General features: G+C 77.5%; 13 protein-coding genes. 5 read left to right on the top strand and 8 right to left on the bottom strand.

Annotation, left to right across the window (positions count from 1 at the left end; genetic code table 11):
• The first annotated feature begins 66 nt into the window (after positions 1-66).
• Positions 67-501 (top strand): copper chaperone PCu(A)C, encoded by a 435-nt coding sequence (locus tag ACFWA9_RS11765; protein WP_380385896.1) that lies wholly within the window; start codon positions 67-69, stop codon positions 499-501.
• A 135-nt stretch (positions 502-636) separates the two neighbouring features.
• On the opposite strand, the gene ACFWA9_RS11770 is transcribed toward ACFWA9_RS11765, so the two are convergent.
• On the bottom strand, positions 637-1500 hold the full coding sequence (locus ACFWA9_RS11770; RefSeq protein WP_380385899.1) for a universal stress protein: 864 nt from the start codon (positions 1498-1500) through the stop codon (positions 637-639).
• A gap of 345 nt (positions 1501-1845) precedes the next feature.
• Here ACFWA9_RS11770 and ACFWA9_RS11775 point away from each other — a divergent pair, with 345 nt between their 5' ends.
• On the top strand, positions 1846-3543 hold the full coding sequence (locus ACFWA9_RS11775; RefSeq protein WP_380385902.1) for a GAF domain-containing protein: 1698 nt from the start codon (positions 1846-1848) through the stop codon (positions 3541-3543).
• A 34-nt stretch (positions 3544-3577) separates the two neighbouring features.
• Here the strand turns inward: ACFWA9_RS11775 and ACFWA9_RS11780 are convergent, their stop codons facing one another.
• The 6 genes from ACFWA9_RS11780 to ACFWA9_RS11805 all read right to left on the bottom strand — a co-directional run bounded on the left by ACFWA9_RS11780 (position 3578) and on the right by ACFWA9_RS11805 (position 9215).
• The gene (locus ACFWA9_RS11780) at positions 3578-4033 is read right to left on the bottom strand and encodes a pyridoxamine 5'-phosphate oxidase family protein (RefSeq protein WP_380385905.1); all 456 of its coding nucleotides are present in this window, start codon (positions 4031-4033) and stop codon (positions 3578-3580) included.
• Between the two features lie 80 nt (positions 4034-4113).
• The gene (locus ACFWA9_RS11785; protein WP_380385908.1) at positions 4114-4839 is read right to left on the bottom strand and encodes a response regulator; all 726 of its coding nucleotides are present in this window, start codon (positions 4837-4839) and stop codon (positions 4114-4116) included.
• 185 nt (positions 4840-5024) lie between these two features.
• A complete protein-coding gene (locus ACFWA9_RS11790) occupies positions 5025-5558 on the bottom strand; it encodes a hypothetical protein (protein ID WP_380385910.1) in 534 nt (177 codons plus the stop codon).
• Between the two features lie 176 nt (positions 5559-5734).
• Positions 5735-7519 carry a cytochrome c oxidase subunit I gene (gene ctaD, locus ACFWA9_RS11795; protein ID WP_380385998.1) on the bottom strand — a complete coding sequence of 595 codons (1785 nt, stop codon included), beginning with the start codon at positions 7517-7519 and terminating at the stop codon, positions 5735-5737.
• Between the two features lie 326 nt (positions 7520-7845).
• Positions 7846-8331: a pyridoxamine 5'-phosphate oxidase family protein gene (locus ACFWA9_RS11800; protein WP_380386001.1), complete on the bottom strand. Its 486-nt coding sequence runs from the start codon at positions 8329-8331 to the stop codon at positions 7846-7848.
• 32 nt (positions 8332-8363) lie between these two features.
• Complete coding sequence (locus ACFWA9_RS11805; protein ID WP_380385913.1) at positions 8364-9215, bottom strand: sigma 54 modulation/S30EA ribosomal C-terminal domain-containing protein; 852 nt, start codon at positions 9213-9215, stop codon at positions 8364-8366.
• Between the two features lie 284 nt (positions 9216-9499).
• Between ACFWA9_RS11805 and ACFWA9_RS11810 the strand changes: the two genes are divergently transcribed.
• The 3 genes from ACFWA9_RS11810 to ACFWA9_RS11820 all read left to right on the top strand — a co-directional run bounded on the left by ACFWA9_RS11810 (position 9500) and on the right by ACFWA9_RS11820 (position 16244).
• A complete protein-coding gene (locus ACFWA9_RS11810) occupies positions 9500-12613 on the top strand; it encodes a type 2 lanthipeptide synthetase LanM family protein (protein ID WP_380385916.1) in 3114 nt (1037 codons plus the stop codon).
• Positions 12614-12726: 113 nt separating this feature from the next.
• Complete coding sequence (locus tag ACFWA9_RS11815; RefSeq protein ID WP_359807438.1) at positions 12727-12918, top strand: hypothetical protein; 192 nt, start codon at positions 12727-12729, stop codon at positions 12916-12918.
• A gap of 299 nt (positions 12919-13217) precedes the next feature.
• Positions 13218-16244 carry an AAA family ATPase gene (locus ACFWA9_RS11820; protein ID WP_380385919.1) on the top strand — a complete coding sequence of 1009 codons (3027 nt, stop codon included), beginning with the start codon at positions 13218-13220 and terminating at the stop codon, positions 16242-16244.
• Between the two features lie 94 nt (positions 16245-16338).
• Here ACFWA9_RS11820 and ACFWA9_RS11825 read toward each other — a convergent pair whose 3' ends face one another.
• Positions 16339-17223 carry a virginiamycin B lyase gene (locus ACFWA9_RS11825; protein WP_380385922.1) on the bottom strand — a complete coding sequence of 295 codons (885 nt, stop codon included), beginning with the start codon at positions 17221-17223 and terminating at the stop codon, positions 16339-16341.
• Positions 17224-17283: the final 60 nt, after the last annotated feature.

Below are 17283 nucleotides of genomic sequence, written 5' to 3' on the forward strand. Positions count from 1 at the left end.
CGCCCCCGTCTTTTGTTTATAATACAACGGGGGGGGGGGGGGGGGCGGCCGGGGCCCGCGGCGGCGGTGGCGCTGGCCCTGCTCGCCGGCTGGACGGCGGTCGGCGGGGCCGGGCGCCAGCGGCCGGTGGAGGCGGGCCCGGGCTGGGTGCTGCTGCCGGCGACCAGCGGGGCGAGCGCCACGGCGGCGTTCTTCACCGTCCGCAACCCGGGCGACATACCCGACGAACTCACCGGTGCGAGCTGGGAGTTCGGTGGCCGGATCACGCTGAAGCGGCATCGGCACGAGGGCGCGGCGGGCCGCTGGGAGCCGGCCGCCGTGCTGCCCGTGCCGGAGCGCGGCGCGCTGGCGATGGCGCCGGAGGACGCCGACCTGATGATCGTCGACCCGCCGGAGCTGCGCGCCGGGCAGTGGGTGGAGTTCACCCTCAGCTTCCGCCACAGTCCGGACCTGCGGGTGCGGGCCGAGGTCGTACCGCCCGGCGGGCGGCGCGCGGGCTGAGCCCGGGCGGCGGACCGGGGCCCGGTGGCAGGCTGAGAGCAGGCGACGGACCGGGGCCGGGCGGCAGGCGGACTGAGCCCGGGTGGCAGGCGACGGACCGGGACCGGGCGGCGGGCGGGCCGCCCGGCCGGGCCCTCACGGGTGCGGCACCACCGCGACGGGGGCGCCCGCGTACGGGAGGACTGCGCTGGTGACCGGGCCGAGCCGCCGGCCGAGGTCGTACGGGCGGTGGCGCCGGCCGATCACCACGAGGTCGGCCGCCCCGGAGGCCGCCACCAGGGTGCGGGCGGCGCCGAGCCCGACCTGCTCGACGAGTTCCGTGCCCGGGCGGCGCTCACGCCACTCGGCGAGGGCGAGCGAGAGCTCTTTCGCCGCCAGTGCTTCGAGCTCCGAGAGTTCGGACTGGGACGGGACGACGCCCACGGTCGCGAACGCGGCCGGCAGCTCCCAGCCGTGGACGGCCCGCACCCGGGCGCCGCGCAGCTCCGCCGCGTCGAACGCGAAGGCCAGCAGGGCTTCGTCCACCGCCCGGGTGTCGACGCCGACGACGACCTCGGGCACCTCGGGCGGCCCGCCGTTCGCGGCCGGCGGCCGGACCACGACCACCGGTGACGCGCTGCGGGCGGCGGTCGCCGTGCTCACCGAGCCGAGCAGCAGCCCGGCGAAGCCGCCGAGTCCCCGCGAGCCGAGGACCAGCAGGCCCGCGTCGGCGCTCTCGGCGACCAGGCCGTCCACCGCGCCGTCGAGCCCCACGTCGGCCTGCACGGCCAGGCCGCGGTGGCGGCGGCGGATCGCCTCGGCGGCGCCCTGCACCACCTGCTGGGCAGCGGCGGGCGGCGCCTCGGCGGTGGCGAACCCGGCCCGGCCGTCGGTCAGCCAGGGCCAGGCGTGCACCAGGCGCAGCGGGACGCCCCGGCGCAGCGCCTCCTCGGCGGCCCAGTGGGCGGCGGCGGTGCTCGCGGGCGAGCCGTCGACTCCGGCCAGAACGGGTGGCGTCATCGGTCTTCCTTCCGTTGCGGATCACGGACCACTGCGGCCGGGGGCGGTGCGTCCTGACCCGCCGTCGACTCCCCCACCCTCGTCCCGGGAGCGGCCCCGGTGCCAGGGACCGGCGGGCCCCGGCACGGGGGCCGTTAGTCCCGCCGGGTGTGTACACGACGGACCCCGGCGTCCCGGGCGGGTGTGCACGGGCACTACCGTGAAATCCGACCATCCTCCCGGTCGCTCGACCGGGGACGGAACAGCTGGAACGGGACCCTGAGGAGGACGCCGGTGGGCGGCGCGGACGGTACGCGGACAGGCACCGGCCCTTCGGCGGACAGGTCGCCCGGCGGCGGCGCGCGGATGCCGCAACTGCGCCTGGACGAGCTGCTGGAGGAGCTCCAGTGGCGGATCGACGCGGCGCGCGGCACCCGGGACCGGGTGCACAGCCTGCTGGAGGCGGTGCTGGCGGTCGGCCGCGAACTCGACCTCTCCCAGGCACTGCACCGGATCGTGGCGGCCGCCGCCGACCTGGTCGACGCCCGGTACGCGGCGCTCGGCGTGATCGGCGCCGACGGCCACACCCTCTCGCAGTTCCTCACGGTCGGCCTGACGGAGCAGGAGATCGCGGCGATCGGCCCGCTGCCGGCCGGCCACGGGATCCTCGGCGAGCTGATCCGCCACCCGGAGCCGCTGCGCTGCCCGGTGCTCTCCGAACACCCGGCCTCGGTCGGCTTCCCCGCCCACCACCCGCCGATGCACACCTTCCTCGGGGTGCCGGTGCGGGTGCGCGGCGAGGTGTTCGGCAACCTGTACCTCACCGACAAGCGCGGCGGCGTGGACTTCGACGCCGACGACGAGGCGGTCATCTCCACCCTGGCGGTGGCCGCCGGAGTGGCCATCGACAACGCCCGGCTGTACGAGGAGGCGCAGCGCCAGCAGCGCTGGCTGCGGGCGAGCGCCGAGATCACCCGGAGCCTGCTGTCGGGCGCGCCCCGGCTCGCCGTGGTGGAGCTGATCGCGCGCCGGGCCCGGGAGATCGCCGGCGCGGAGCTGGCGGACGTCTCGGTCGCGCCGGCCGAGCCCGGCGAGCGGGCCGACGAACTCACCGTCGAGGTGGCGCTGGGCCGCGAGCCGGGCGCCCGGCTCGGGGTGACGGTCCCCGTCGACGGCACGCTCTCCGGCGCCGCGTACGCCTCCGGCTCGCCGGTGACCAGCGAGGAGCTGGCGGTCGACGGCCGGTTCGCGGCCGGGCCGCCCGGCCGCTTCGACGGCCTCGGCCCGGCGGTGGCGGTGCCGCTGGGCACCGGGCCCGGGTACGGCCGGGGCGTGCTGCTGCTGGCCCGGGAGTGCGGGCGGCCGCCGTTCACCGCCGAGGAGACCGGCCCGCTGCTGGGCTTCGCCGACCAGGCGGCGCTCGCCCTGGAGCTGGCCGAACGCCGACGGGACGCCGAGCAGTTGACGCTGCTGGAGGACCGTGACCGGATCGCCCGGGACCTGCACGACCTGGCCATCCAGCGGCTCTTCGCCACCGGGATGACGCTGCAGAGCGCGGGCCGGCTGATCGAGAGCCCGGGCGCGGCCGACCGGGTCGGCCGCGCGGTCGCGGACCTGGACGAGACGATCAAGATCATCCGCTCGACGATCTTCGGACTGCGCGCCCACGGGGAACCCGACCGGAGCCTGCGGGCCCGCGCGACCCGGGCCGTCGGCGACGCGCAGACCACTCTGGGCTTCGCGCCGCGGCTCAGCATGGAGGGCCTGCTGGACACCGACGTGCCGCAGGAGCTGGCCGAGCACGTGCTGGCCGTCCTCGGCGAGTCGCTCAGCAACGCGGCCCGGCACGCCCGGGCGAGCCGGGTGGAGGTCGCGCTGCGGGCGCTCGGCGGGCGGGTGACGCTCACCGTCACGGACGACGGGGTGGGCGTACCGGCGGGCGGGCGGCGCAGCGGCCTGCGCAACCTGGCCGAGCGGGCGGAACGGGCCGGTGGGACCTTCGCCCTGCGGGAGGCGGAGGGCGGCGGCACCCGGGTGGTCTGGGAGGCCCCGCTGGGGGTCTGACGGGCCGGTCCGTATACCGCCGGGCGGCGGGGCCTCAGCCCTCGGTGGTCAGCCGCCGGCCCACCACCAGCTCCGGGCCGACCCGGATCAGCACCCGCTCCCGGTCCGTGTGCCGGTCCGGTGCGTCGCCCGGGGCCGGGGCCGGGGCCGGGCGCACCTCCGCACGGCCGAGGACGGTGACGCACCAGCCGGTGCCGTCGGTGCCGTCCCACTCGTCGGCCTCGAAGGCGACCACCGCGCCGTCCACCGCCCGGGCCAGCTCGGAGCCGGCCCGCGCGGACAGCAGCACGCCGCCGGCCGCGTCCAGCCGGAAGGGCACCGGGAGCACCGCGGGCAGCGCGCCGACGGTGTAGACCACCCGGCCGACCGCCGCCCCGGCGAGCAGCTCCAGCGCCCCGGTCCGGTCGAGCTCCGGCGGGCCGGGCGGCCGCCGCCCCTCCGGTTCCACCTGCACGGACGGCGCGGACGGCGCTTGAGGATCGGGGTTCATGCCAGCGATGGTCACCCGCCGGACCGGGCCCGGGCGAGGGCCGATGGTCCCGCCGCGGGTCCCCGTCCCGAAGCGCGGGGCTATCCCCGCCCGCCGCCGAGGGTGCGCGGGTAGGCCGGCTGGGCGGCGGCGGACTGGCGCAGCTCGGTGGCGATCAGCGCGGCCTGGACGCGCCGCTCCACGCCGAGCTTGGCCAGCAGCCGGGAGACGTGGTTCTTCACCGTCTTCTCGGCGAGGTAGAGGCGCTCGCCGATCTGCCGGTTGGTCAGGCCCTCGCCGATCAGCGCCAGCACCTCCTGCTCGCGCCCGGTCAGCTCCGGCCCGGTGGCGGCGGGCGGCGGCGGGGCCGCGTCGTTGCGCAGTCGGTTGAGCAGCCGGGTGGCGGCGCCCGGGTCGAGCATCGACCGGCCGGAGGCGACCGTACGGACGGCGGTGACCAGGTCGGTGCCGCTGATCTGCTTCAGCACGTAGCCGGCCGCGCCCGCCATCACGGCGTCGAGGAGCGCCTCCTCGTCGTCGAAGGAGGTGAGCATCAGGCAGGCCAGGTCGGGCATCCGGGAGCGCAGTTCGCGGCAGACGGACACCCCGTCACCGTCGCCGAGGCGGACGTCCAGGACGGCGACGTCGGGGCGCAGGGCGGGGACGCGGACCAGGGCCTGCGCGGCGGTGGCGGCCTCGCCGACCACCTCCAGGTCGGGTTCGCCGTCCAGCAGGTCGTGGACGCCGCGGCGCACCACCTCGTGGTCGTCCAGCAGGAACACCCTGACCGGTGCCGGGATGTCGGTACCGGCCGTCTCGCTCGCCATCTCGCGGCTCCACCTTCCTCGCGCCCGGCACACTGCCGCGGGCCCACCGCATCATCGCCGACCGGAGGGTGCCGGCCCAGGGCCCAACGACCCCATTCGGGCCGGCTGCTCCGAAGCGGCCCACCGACGGCATAACCCCCCGGCGCCTCCCGGCCGACGCCGGTGCGGCCCGGCGCGGCGCCCGGTCAGGGCCGGTGGCGGCGGGCGTTGCCGAGCCCGATCAGCAGGAACGCCGTCGAGACCGCCCCCGCGCCGACTGCCGCTCCGCCGAGCCGGGAGGCGAACGGCCCGCCGGCGGTGAGCAGCAGGGACAGCGCACCGAGCGCGGCGACGGCGAGCCCGACGAGCAGCCAGCCCGCCAGGATCCGGGCCGCCGGGCGCGGGCCGCGTGGCACGGGGCCGGCGTCGAGCATCGCCCAGCGCCGCCCGGACTCACGCTGCTCGCCCCGCCGTTGGCGGTACGCGCGAACCCGCAGGACCGCCCCGCCGACCAGGCCCGTCAGGGCGAACCCGGCGGCGGGCCGCCAGTCGGCGACGGCCGGCAGCACTCCCCCGGCGAGCGCGAGCCCCGCCCAGCAGACCACGCAGGCCGCGGCGGCGGTGCGGGCGGACCGGGGGCGGTCCTCGCCCGCCCGGAGGTCGGCGACGGCGGGCAGGTACCAGACGCAGCCGGCCGCGGTGAGCGCGGCGGTACCGAGGGCCAGGACGGGGTGGGACATACCGGGTGCTCCTCGACCGGGCGGGCCTCCCCCGGGTCGCCGGGGGCCGCTCCGAAGCGGGTGGAAGGGAAGGGGTGGGACCGGCCCCGCCCGCCCGGGGGCAGCGGAACGGGCGGGACCGGCGTTCGGGGCGGCGCGGGCCGCGGCGGGCGCGGGCCGTCAGCAGGCGCGGGCCGTCACCGGTCCGGCGACCGGTCCGGCGACCGGTCCGGCGACCCGTCGCCGCGCCGCACCGCCCGGCGGGCCCGCGGGGCGGGGGCGTCGTACCGGGCCGGGGTGACGCCGGCCAGGTGCTTGGCCGGTTCGCCGTTGTTCTCCACGAAGTCCAGCGCCGCGATCCCGGGGTGGTGCAGGTCGAACGCCGGGGACTCCGAGCGGATCCGGGGCAGGGTGGCGAAGTTGTGCCGCGGCGGCGGGCAGGAGGTGGCCCACTCCAGCGAGCGTCCGTAGCCCCACGGGTCGTCGGTGGTGACGCGCTCGCCGTACTTGGCGGTCTTCCAGACGTTGTAGAGGAACGGCAGGATCGACAGGCCGAGCAGGAACGAGCCGAGGGTGGACACGGTGTTGAGGAGGGTGAAGCCGTCCGAGGCCAGGTAGTCGGCGTAGCGGCGCGGCATGCCCTCGGCGCCCAGCCAGTGCTGCACCAGGAAGGTGCTGTGGAAGCCGATGGTGAGGGTCCAGAAGCTGATCCGCCCGAGCCGCTCGTCCAGCATCTTCCCCGTCATCTTCGGCCACCAGAAGTGGAAGCCGGCCATCATGGCGTAGACGACCGTGCCGAACAGCGTGTAGTGGAAGTGGGCGACGACGAAGTACGAGTCGGAGACGTGGAAGTCGATCGGCGGCGCCGCCAGCAGCACCCCGGTCAGCCCGCCGAACAGGAAGGTGACCAGGAACCCGACCGTCCAGAGCATCGGCGTCTCGAAGCTCAGCGAGCCCTTCCACATGGTGCCGACCCAGTTGAAGAACTTCACCCCGGTCGGCACCGCGATCAGGAAGGTCATGAAGGAGAAGAACGGCAGCAGCACCTGGCCGGTGACGTACATGTGGTGCGCCCAGACCGTCACCGAGAGGCCCGCGATCGCCACGGTGGCGGCGATCAGACCCGCGTAGCCGAACATCGGCTTGCGGGAGAAGACCGGGATGACCTCGGAGACGATCCCGAAGAACGGCAGCGCCAGGATGTAGACCTCGGGGTGGCCGAAGAACCAGAACAGGTGCTGCCAGAGCATCGCTCCGCCGTTGGCCGGGTCGAAGACGTGCGAGCCGAACTTGCGGTCGCACTCCAGCGCCAGCAGCGCGGCGGCCAGCACCGGGAAGACCATCAGCACCAGGACGGAGGTGAGCAGCACGTTCCAGCAGAAGATGGACATCCGGAACATGGTCAGGCCCGGGGCGCGCATGCAGATGATGGTGGTGATGAAGTTGACCGCGCCCAGGATGCTGCCGAAGCCGGACAGCGTGACGCCCATGATCCACATGTCGGCGCCGACGCCCGGCGAGTGGATCGCGTCCGAGAGCGGCGCGTAGAGGAACCAGCCGAAGTCGGCCGCGCCCTGCGGGGTCGCGAAGCCGGCGGCGGCGATCAGCGAGCCGAACATGAACAGCCAGTAGGCCAGCATGTTCAACCGGGGGAACGCGACGTCCGGCGCGCCGATCTGCAGCGGCATGATCCAGTTGGCGAAGCCGGTGAACAGCGGCATCGCGAACAGCAGCAGCATCACCGAACCGTGCATGGTGAAGGCCTGGTTGAACTGTTCGTTGGAGAGGATCTGCGTCCCCGGCCGGGCGAGTTCGGCCCGCATCACCAGCGCCAGGACGCCGCCGATCAGGAAGAACCCGAACGCCGACACCAGGTACATCGAGCCGATCGTCTTGTGGTCGGTGGTCGTCAGCAGCCTGACCAGGGCCGAGCCGGGCCGGCGGGCCCGTACTCCGGCCGGCCGGGCGGCCGACGGCGGCAACGGCGGCGCGCTGTCGCCCGGTGCCTCGATGGCGCTCAAGGACGCACTCCTTCGAAGTTCTGCGAATGGATGGTGATCCATGATCAGAACTCGACGGCCCGGCGCCCCAGGGCCGTTGGGCCCGGCGGTCCCGGGCCGGTGGGCCTCCGTCCCGGGCCGGGGCCAGGGACCTCCGACCGGCCTCCGGCACCGCCGGATCCCGCCGGGGCCCGGACCAGGACGTACCGAAGCACCGGTGCGGGCCGGAAGCCGGACATGCCGAAGCGCCGGTGCGCCCTCGCGGGGCCCGGGGGCCGCCGCGACACCGCACCGGCGGCGGACCGGCGCTACCGGCCGGCGGCCCCGGCCGGGGTCAGCCGGTAGCCCGTCACCAGCTCCGGCCGGATGGCCACGATGTGGTCCGTACCGGCGTCCACCCAGGGCGTCAGCAGCGCCCGGTACCGGGCCAGCAGGGCGGGGTCGGTGACCGGGCGGGCATAGCCGGTGACGACCACGCTCCAGCCGAGCCTGGTCCGCGGGTCGATGGCGTCGGCCTCGTAGGCGACCACCACGCCCGCCGCGTCGGCCCCGAGCGTGGCCGCGCCCAGCGCCGCCGCGTCGTCCGTCCGGATCACCACGGTGTCGTCGACCAGCAGGTGGTTGACCGGGCGGACGGCGGGCAGCGCCCGCAGCGTGAAGACGATCCGCCCGAACGGCGCGCTGCCGAGCAGCCGCAGCGCCTCGGCCCGGTCGATCGGCACCAGCCGGCGCGGCGGGGCCCCGGTGTGCGGCGGCCGACCGCGGCCGGGCGGCCGCCCCGCGAGGCGGCGCAGCGTCCGCAGCCGGTGGCGGACGGCCCCGTCTCTCACGAGGTGGCCGCGATCAGGCCGAGCAGGCCGTCGAAGCGCCGGTAGAGCACCCGGCCGCGCCGCGTCCCGGGCTGGGCGAAGAACAGGAACGGCAGGTCGGCGGCGCAGAGCCGGTCGACGGCTCCGGCCTCCGTCAGTTCGGGTGCGCCGACCGGGCTGAGGGTGAACGGGACGGCCGGGCGGGTGGGCGGCCCGGCGGCGCCGGTGCGCGCGAGCCGGTAGCCGGTGGGGCCGGTCCGGTAGACGACGGCGTCGGTCTCGGTGGCCGGGTCGGTGAACAGGTGGATGTCGAAGTCCATCGCGTCCATGGTCCGGGCCGCCGCGTCGGGCGAGCACCACACCAGGTGGGCCTCCTTGCGCCGCGCGATGTGGCGCGGGCCGGCCGAGGACGCCGCCAGGGCGGGCCGGACGCCGGCGCGCGGCAACCCGGTGCACGGGTGCGCGGCGAACGGCGCCGCCCCGGCGGCCACCGGCGCACGGCCGGCGCGCGACGGCCCGCCCTGCGCGGGAACGGCGGAGAGCAGACCGGCCCCGGGCGCCCGGCGCGGCCACGGCAGCGGCGTCCAGCCGGTGGTGACGGCCGTGATCCGGGCGCGCAGCCCGTCGGCCAGCCGGTCCAGGGCGGTGGCCCGGTCGGCGGCGGCCTCCTGGACGCGGATCCGCCGGCCGTCCACCTCGGCGTTGACCTGCGCCAGCACGGCCCGCGCGCCGACCGGCCGGATCCGTACCCGGACCGCCTCGACCAGCGCGTCCGCCCCGCCCACCACCGCGGCGATCCGGGCCCTGGCGTCGATCGCGACCCCTCGCGCGAGCCCCTCGTCCACCTGTATCGCGACCAACTCGCCCACCTCAGGCCTCTCCTGTCCCGTCACGAAGTCCGCCGTCCCGTCACGTCTGCCCACCGGTACGCCCCGCACACCCGTCAGGCGCTCACGATCCCGCCAGCGGTCGGCGCCGGAAAGGGCCGAAGGGCCCGTGCGCGCGCGCCGCCCGGCCCGGATCATGCGGGCGGAGCGCCACAAAGATGGGGGGCCGTCCCCCATGCCCCGGCGGCCGGGGCAGGGCAAGGATCAGCACGAGGGCGGCGGCTTCGACGGCGACGCGGCCCTCTCGCGGCATCGGAGGTGCGGTGGTGGCAGAGGTGGACGCCGTGCGCAGAGCGCACCCCGACGGGGGCGGCGTACCGGTTCAGGGCCCGGTCGCACCGGCGTCCGCCAAGGCCGCCACGACGCCGCACCCTCCGATGCCCGGCGACCCGCCGGCCCGGCTCCACGCACCCGCCCCGGCCCCGCAGCACGCCCCGGCGCCCCGGGTCCGGCGCGCCCGGGCGGACCGGGCCGTCTGGTGGGAGCGGGCGCTGACCCCCGGTCTGCCCCGGCCGCAGGCCCGCCCCGACTGGGCCGCGTTCACCGAGGCCGCCGTCGCCGCCGCCCCCGTGCGGCCGATCGTGCCGCGCGCCGCCTACCCGGGGCTGACCGGCTTCGCCCTGGTCCTGGCGCCGTTCGCCGAACGCGCCCTCGTCCGGCTGCCGGCCGTGCTCGACCCCGCCGCCCACCACCCCGGCCGGCCCGGGCGGCTGGACGTCCCCGCCCTGCGGGCCGGCTTCACCGCCCGCCTCGCCCGGCGCCTCGCCCGGATCGCCGCCCGCACCCTGGTCCTCGAACTGCACACCGCGCGGACCAGCGGGCGGCTCGCGGGCACCACCCCGCAGGAACGGTTCCGCTCCTTCCTCGCCCTGACCGCGCGCCGCGACGGCCTCGCCGGGCTGCTGCGCGGGTACCCCGTCCTGGCCCGGCTGCTCGCGCAGACCTGCCTGGACGCCGCCGACGCGCACGCCGAACTGCTCACCCGCTTCGCCGCCGACCGGCCGCTGCTGGTCGCCGGCCTGCTGCACGGCACCGACCCCGGGGCGCTGGTGGCCGTCGACTCCGAGGCCGGCGACCGCCACCGGCGCGGCCGCGCCGTCAGCGTGCTGCACTTCGCCAACGGCGCCGCCGTCGTCCACCGCCCCCGCCCGCCCGCCGCCCACCGGCACTTCAACGCCCTGCTCGGCTGGTTCAACGCGCAGCCCGGCGTCCCCCGGCTGCGCGCGCTCGGGCTGCTGGACCGGGGCGACTACGGCTGGACGGAGTACGCCGAGGCCCACCCCTGCCGCACCGGCTACGAGGTCGAGCGGTTCTACCGGCGCCAGGGCGCGCTGCTGGCGCTGCTGCACGCCCTGGACGGCACCGACCTGCACTACGAGAACCTCGTCGCGGCCGGGGACCAGCCCGTCCTGGTGGACGTCGAGACCCTGTTCCACCCGCCGGCCCGGGCCTACCCGGCACCGGACCCGGCGGCCCGGGCCCTGGAGGAGTCGGTCCACCGGGTCGGCCTGCTGCCGCAGTTGCTGCTCGGCGACGAGGGCGCCGTGGACGTCTCCGGCATCGGCGGCGGCCGACGGTCCACCTCCCCGGTGGAGGGCGTGGACTGGACGGGCGCCGGCACCGACGAGATGCGGCTGGTCCGGCGCGCCCGCCCGCTCGCCGAGGCCCGCAACCGGCCCCGGCTGGACGGCGCGCCCGCCGACCCGGCCGAGTACACCGACGCCCTGGTGACCGGCTTCCGGGCCGGCTACACCGCCATCACCGGCGGGCGCCACCAACTCGTCGGCGCCCACGGCCTGCTGCGCTCCTTCGCCGAGGACGAGGTCCGGGTGGTGCCCCGCGCCACCCGGGTGTACGCACGGCTGCTGGACGAGTCGACCCACCCGGACGTGCTGCGCGACGCCGCCGCCCGGGGCGCCGTCCTGGAACTGCTGCGCACCGACGCCGTCGCCGACCCCGGACGCCCGGAACTCGCCGACCACGAGCTCGCCGACCTCCGCTCCGGCGACGTCCCGCTGTTCACCACCCGCCCCGGCAGCCGCGACCTGTGGACCTCCACCGGCCGCCGGCTCCCCGGCGAACTCGCGGAGACCGGGCTGGCCCGCGTCGAGGCCAAGCTGGCGGCCCTCGGCGAGGTCGACCGCAAGGACCAGGAGTGGATCGTCCGGGCCGCGATGGCCGGCGCCGCCCCGACCCCCGCGCACCGGCCCGGCCGGCCGGCGCCGGAGAACGTCTGGGCCACCGCGCCCGAGCCCGAGCAGCTCCTCGCCGCCGCCCGGGGCGTGGGCGACCAGCTGGTCGCGGCCGCCTACCAGGGGCGGTCCCGCACCAACTGGCTCGGCCTGGAGCTGCTCGCCGACCGCTACTGGCGGGTCCGCCCGCTCGGCGCCGACCTGGCCGGCGGGTACACCGGCACCGCGCTGTTCCTCGCCCAACTGGCCGCCCTCACCGGCTCCGACCGCTACGCCGAGGTGGCCCGCCGGACCCTCGCACCCGTTCCCGGCCTGCTCGACACCCTCGGCGCGCACCCCGACCGGCCGGCCGCCGTCGGCTCGGGCGGCTTCGCCGGGCTCGGCGGCATCGCCTACGCGCTCACCGAGATCGGCCGCACCCTGGACGACCCGCTGATCCGGCAGTGGACCGGCCCGGCGGTCGCGCTCACCGCGGCCGCCGCCGCCCGCGAGACGGACCCCGGTGTGCACAGCGGCACCGCCGGCGGCCTGGCCGCGCTGCTCGCCGTGCACACCGCCACCGGCCGGCCCGAGGCGCTGGCCGCCGCGACGGACTGCGCCGACCGGCTCGCCGCCCTGCCGGTGCCCGCCGCCGCCGGCTTCGCCCACGGCGCGGCGGGCACCGGCTGGGCGCTGCTGCGGTACGCGGACACCGTCGGCGAAGCCGCCGACGGACCGCACCACCGGGCGGGCCTGGCGGCCCTGCACGCCGCCACGGCCGCGCGCGCCCGGGAGTCCTCCTGGTGCCGAGGCCGCCCCGGGATTGCCCTCGCGGTGGCCGACAGCCCGTCCGCCCGCGCGGACCGGCGGCTCGCCGAGTGGGCCCAGCGCGCCGTCCGCAACACCGCGCGGGCCGCCCCGACGGCCGATCAGAGCCTGTGCCACGGCGAGTCGGGCGTACTGGAACTGCTCGGCCGAGGCGGCCCGGCCACCGGCCGGACGCCGTGGGTGCGCCGGGCGGCCTCGCTGCTGGCCGGCGTCGACCAGGACGGCCCGCGCTGCGGCACCCCCGGGTCCGTACCGCACCCGGGCCTGCTCACCGGCCTGGCCGGGATCGGCCACGGGCTGCTCCGGCTGGGCTTCCCCGAGCGGGTGCCGCCCGCCCTGCTGCTGCGCCCCCGCACCCCGGCCGAAAGGCCGGCCCCCTGACCGCACGCCGTGTACCGTCCACGACGGCCGAAGCGGCGCGGCGGGCGAGCACCGCTCGCCCGGGCCGAACCCGGCCCCACGCGTTCCACCGACGAACGGGAGTACCGCACCGCATGAACGACACCGACCTGGCACAGACCTGGAACCAGCCGGACGCCCGGCCCGAGGAGGCGGTGGACCATCCCGCCGGGGACATCCGGCTGCGGGCCGGCGGCGGGCTGGGCCTGCGCTCGCAGCTCCTGTCCGCCGCCGGCGGCTCCGTCTCCCCGGCCTTCGAGTTCCCTACCATGACCGTCCCGATCTGACCGTCCCGATCTGACCGGACCGATCCGAGCGACCGGGGGCACCGGGCACCGCCCGTGACACCCCGACAGCGATCGCCATGTGCCGGCCGTGAACGGGCCGCACGCCACCGACGCCGGACCGTGCGCCCCTGAGGGCGCGGCCGGCCGCCACCGGGGACCGGGCAGCGCCCCGGTGGCGGACCGGAGCGGCGTCTCGCCGATGTGGCCGTACGGTGGCCGGCCCGTGCCGGACAGGTGTTCGCTTCGTGGCCGATTCACCACTCTACAGATCGGAGAGGCCGTCAAGTAGCCTGCGGGCCATGCGGACCACTTCGTCGATCACCGTCGGCCGGGCAGCCGAGCTCGGCCGGCTCGGCAGCGCGCTCGCCGCCGCCCGGCAGCGGTCCGGACGGGCGGTCTTCCTGCTCGGCGAGGCCGGGATCGGCAAGTCGCGGCTGGCCGGCGAGTGCGCCTACCAGGCCTACGGGCTGGGCCTGCCGGTCCTGCGCGGGCGCGGCAGCTCCACCGGGACGGTCACCCCGTTTCGGCCGCTGATCGAGGCGCTCTCCTCCCGCTTCCGGGCCGCCGGACCGCCCACCGACGCCGAACTCGACCCGTACCGGCCCGCCCTGGCCCGGCTGGTGCCCGAATGGCGCGGGGCGGCGGCCTCGGCGGCCGGGGCCGGCGCGTACCCCGAGACGGTGGTCGAGCTCGCCGAGGCACTGCTGCGCCTGCTCGCCGTGCTCGGCCGGGACGCGGGCTGCGTGCTGCTCCTGGAGGACCTGCACGACACCGACGCGGAGACGGTCGCCGTCCTGGAGTACCTGGTCGACAACCTGGCCGGCCTGCCCGTCCTGCTGGTCGGCACCCTGCGGGCCGAGCCGGGCCCGGCGCTGGACCTGGTCCGGGCCGCCGAACGCCGCCGTGCCGCCGCCGTCACCGAACTGCGCCCGCTGCCGCCCGCCGATGTCCGGGCGATGGCCGCCGCCGTCCTGGAGAGCGACGCCGCCGACGTCCCGGCGGCCGTCCTGGAGACGCTGGCCGACCGCGCCGACGGCTCGCCCTACCTGATCGAGGAACTGCTCGCGGACATGCTGGCCGGCGGCGCGCTGCACCGGGCCGGCGGCCGCTGGGAGGTGGCCGGGGGCCTGCGCACCGGCGTGCCGAGCACCATCGTCCGCAGCTGGGGCCGGCGGATCGACCAGCTGGACCCGCCCGTGCGCGACCTGCTGCTCACCGCCGCCACCCTGGGCAGCCGGTTCTCGGTGGCCACCGTCCAGCTGATCACCGGGTACGACGACCGGACGCTCTTCAGCCACCTGCGGTCGGCCTCCGAGGCCAACGTCATCGTGCCCGACGGCGCCGCCCCGGACCGCTACGCCTTCCGCCACACCCTCACCGCCGCCGCCGTCACCGCCGCCCTGGCCCCGGCCGAGCGGGCCGCCGTGGCCCGCCGGGCGGCCCGGGCGATCCTTCGCGCCGATCCGGAACTCGCCGACGAACGACGCCAGTTGGTCGCCTCCCTGCTGCTGGCCGGCGGGGACCGGACGGGCGCCGCCGTGCACTTCGCCGAGGCCGGCCGACGCGTGCTGGAGGCCGGCGCCGCCGGCTCGGCGGTGGTGCTGCTGGAGCGGGCGCACGAACTCGCCGGGGACGCCGAACGGGCCGCCGTGACCGAGCAGTTGCTGCCGGCCCTGGCCGAGGCGGGCCAGCTGGACCGGGCCTTCGAGCTGGTCCGCACGCTGCCCCCGGTCCGGCCGGAGCCGGCGGCGGCCCGCGCCGCGGCGGTCCGCGGCCCGGCCACCGACCGCCGGGTCGACCTGCACACCCGGCTCGCCTGGGCGGCCGTGATGGCCGAACGGGCCGCCGAGGCCGCCGCCCAGGTCGCCGCCGCCCGCGCCCTCTCGGGTGCGCACCCGCGCCCCGAGCAGGACGCCGCACTCGTCGTGGTCGAGGGCCACCTGGCGCTCCTGCCCGACCACGCGCCCGCCGTGCCCACCGCGCCCGAGGGCGGCGCGACCGCCGCCGGGGCCCCGGGCGACGAGCACCCCGGACGGGCCCGGCTGGCCCGCACCGAGGCCCTGGCCCGCCGGGCCGCCGAGGTGGCCGAGCGCTCCGGACTGCCGGTGGTCGCCTGCCAGGCCTGGCAGTTGCTCGCCCTGCTCGCCCGCGAGCGCGGCTTCGACGACGCCGACGCCTGCCTGGAGCGGATGCTCGCGGTGGCCGAGGCCCACGCCCTGCCCGTCTGGCGGGTGGAGGCGCTGCTGCGGCTGGGCGCCAACGCCTTCATGCGCACCGGCGACGGCGCCCGCCTCGAACGCGCCCGGGAGGCCGCCGCCGGCCTCGGCGCGATCGTGCTCACCCAGACCCTGGACGGCCTGCTCGCCATGAACGCCGTCCTGCGCGGCGAATGGCGGACCGCCCGCGAGATCGTCGACCGCTGCCTGGACGCCACCGCCCGGCTGAACAACGTCCCCGCGCACCGCTACCTGCTGCTCGGCTCGGCGACCCTGGCCGCCCATCGCGGCCGGGGCCGGGAGATGGAGCGCGAACTGGTCCGGTTCCGCCAGGCCGGCGGCGAGGAGTCCTTCCTGATGCCCCTGCGGCACGGTCTCTGCCGCGCCATCGGCGCGCTGCTCGCCGAGGACCGCGCCGGGGCCCGGGCCGAACTGGCGGCCGGCCTCGCCTGGGAGCAGGAGCACCCCAACGTCTTCTACCTGGCCGGCCGGCACGGGCTGCACCCGCTGCTGGAGGTCGCCGAGGGCCACTGGCAGCGCCCCGACCTGACCCGGGCCATGGCCGCGCCCGCCACCGAACTCGCCTGGAACCGGCAGTTCCTGGGCTTCGCCGAGGCCGTGCTGCTCGGCCGCGAGGGCCGGCCGCGGGACGCCGCCCGCGCGGTCGACGAGGCCAGCGCGGCGGCGGCGCCCTTCCCGCTCGCCCACCACCTGGCGCTGCGGCTGACCGCCGAAGCCGCCCTCGCCGACGGCTGGGGCGACCCGGTGGGCTGGCTGCGCACCGCCGAGGAGTACTTCCACGAGGCCGCCATCCAGCCGGTGGCCGCCGCCTGCCGGGCCCTGTTGCGCCGGGCGGGCGCCAGCGTCGCCCAGCACCGCGGCGGCCGCGACGCCGTCCCCGCCGGGCTGCGCAGCTGCGGGGTGACGCTGCGCGAGTACGAGGTCCTCGCCCTGCTCACCGACCGCCCCGGCAACCAGCAGCTGGCCCGGACGCTCTCCATCTCCCCCCGCACGGTGGAGAAGCACGTGGCCAACCTGCTCGCCAAGACCGGCCGCCCGGACCGCGCGGCCCTCTGCGACCTCGCCGCGGAGCTCTGCGCCGGACCGTGACGGTCCGGCCGCCCCGCCGGTCCCGCCCCGCGGACCGCGCGGCTCTCCACGGCCTCGCCGCCGGACCGTGACGGCTCCGGGACCGGCCCCCGGCTCAGGGGGTGAGCCGGACGATCTCGCCGAGTTCCAGGGCCGCGTACACCGCGCCGTCCGGAGCCACCGCGATGCCGTGCGGTTCGGCGGCCGGCACCGGCAGCTCGTACCCGACGTAGTGGCCGTCGGCGGTGAGCGAGCCGAGCCGGTTGCCGGCCCACTCGGTGAACCAGAGCCGGCCGTCGGGGGCGGCCGCGACGGCGTGCGGCCGGGCGGCCCGGTCGGGCAGCGGATGCTCCGTCACCCGGCCGTCCACCGTGATCCGGCCGACCTGGCCGGCGCCGATCTCGGCGAACCAGAGCGCACCGTCGCCACCGGCGGCGATGCCGACGGGCGCGGCCCCCTCGGTCGGCAGCGGGTGGACGGTGATCTCGCCGTCGACGGTGATCCGGCCGACGGCCCCGGCCTGGTTGAGGGTGAACCAGAGCGCGCCGTCCGCCCCGGCCGTGATCATCGACGGGAAGGCGCCGGTCAGCGGCAGCGGGTACTCCGTCACCCGGCCGTCCACGGTGATCCGCCCGATCCGGTCCGCGTTCAGCTCGGTGAACCAGAGCGCGCCGTCCGGGCCGGCCGCGATCCCGTACGGCCCGGCGGCCTCGGTCGGCAGCCCGAACGACCGCTCCCGGCCGTCGGTGCCGATCCGCCCGATCCGGTGGTCCCGCATCCGCGCGTACCAGAGCGCGCCGTCCGGCCCGGTCGTGATCACCGACGGTCCGGACCCCGCGGAGCCCGTCCCGAACCGCCGCACCGACCCGTCCACCGCCAGCCGCCCGATCTCCCCGGCGTGCACCAGCGTGAACCAGACACCGCCGTCCGGCCCCACCGTGATGCCGTACGGACCGGCCTTCCCGTCCGCCACCCGGAACCGCTCGAACTCCCCGCGCATCCCCGCTCCTCGACTGTCGCGACGTGATCGTCCCCATGCTGTCACGCCGTCACCAGCCGT

The sequence above is a fragment of the Kitasatospora sp. NPDC059973 genome (assembly GCF_042737525.1).
Classification (GTDB): domain Bacteria; phylum Actinomycetota; class Actinomycetes; order Streptomycetales; family Streptomycetaceae; genus Kitasatospora.

Bases quoted from the DNA above. Each gene is read 5' to 3' on its own strand.
- ACFWA9_RS11770 (WP_380385899.1), bottom strand. From the start codon at position 1,500: ATGACGCCACCCGTTCTGGCCGGAGTCGACGGCTCGCCCGCGAGCACC.
- ACFWA9_RS11775 (WP_380385902.1), top strand. From the start codon at position 1,846: ATGCCGCAACTGCGCCTGGACGAGCTGCTGGAGGAGCTCCAGTGGCGG.
- ACFWA9_RS11780 (WP_380385905.1), bottom strand. From the start codon at position 4,033: ATGAACCCCGATCCTCAAGCGCCGTCCGCGCCGTCCGTGCAGGTGGAA.
- ACFWA9_RS11785 (WP_380385908.1), bottom strand. From the start codon at position 4,839: ATGGCGAGCGAGACGGCCGGTACCGACATCCCGGCACCGGTCAGGGTG.
- ACFWA9_RS11790 (WP_380385910.1), bottom strand. From the start codon at position 5,558: ATGTCCCACCCCGTCCTGGCCCTCGGTACCGCCGCGCTCACCGCGGCC.
- ACFWA9_RS11815 (WP_359807438.1), top strand. From the start codon at position 12,727: ATGAACGACACCGACCTGGCACAGACCTGGAACCAGCCGGACGCCCGG.
- ACFWA9_RS11820 (WP_380385919.1), top strand. From the start codon at position 13,218: ATGCGGACCACTTCGTCGATCACCGTCGGCCGGGCAGCCGAGCTCGGC.
- ACFWA9_RS11825 (WP_380385922.1), bottom strand. From the start codon at position 17,223: ATGCGCGGGGAGTTCGAGCGGTTCCGGGTGGCGGACGGGAAGGCCGGT.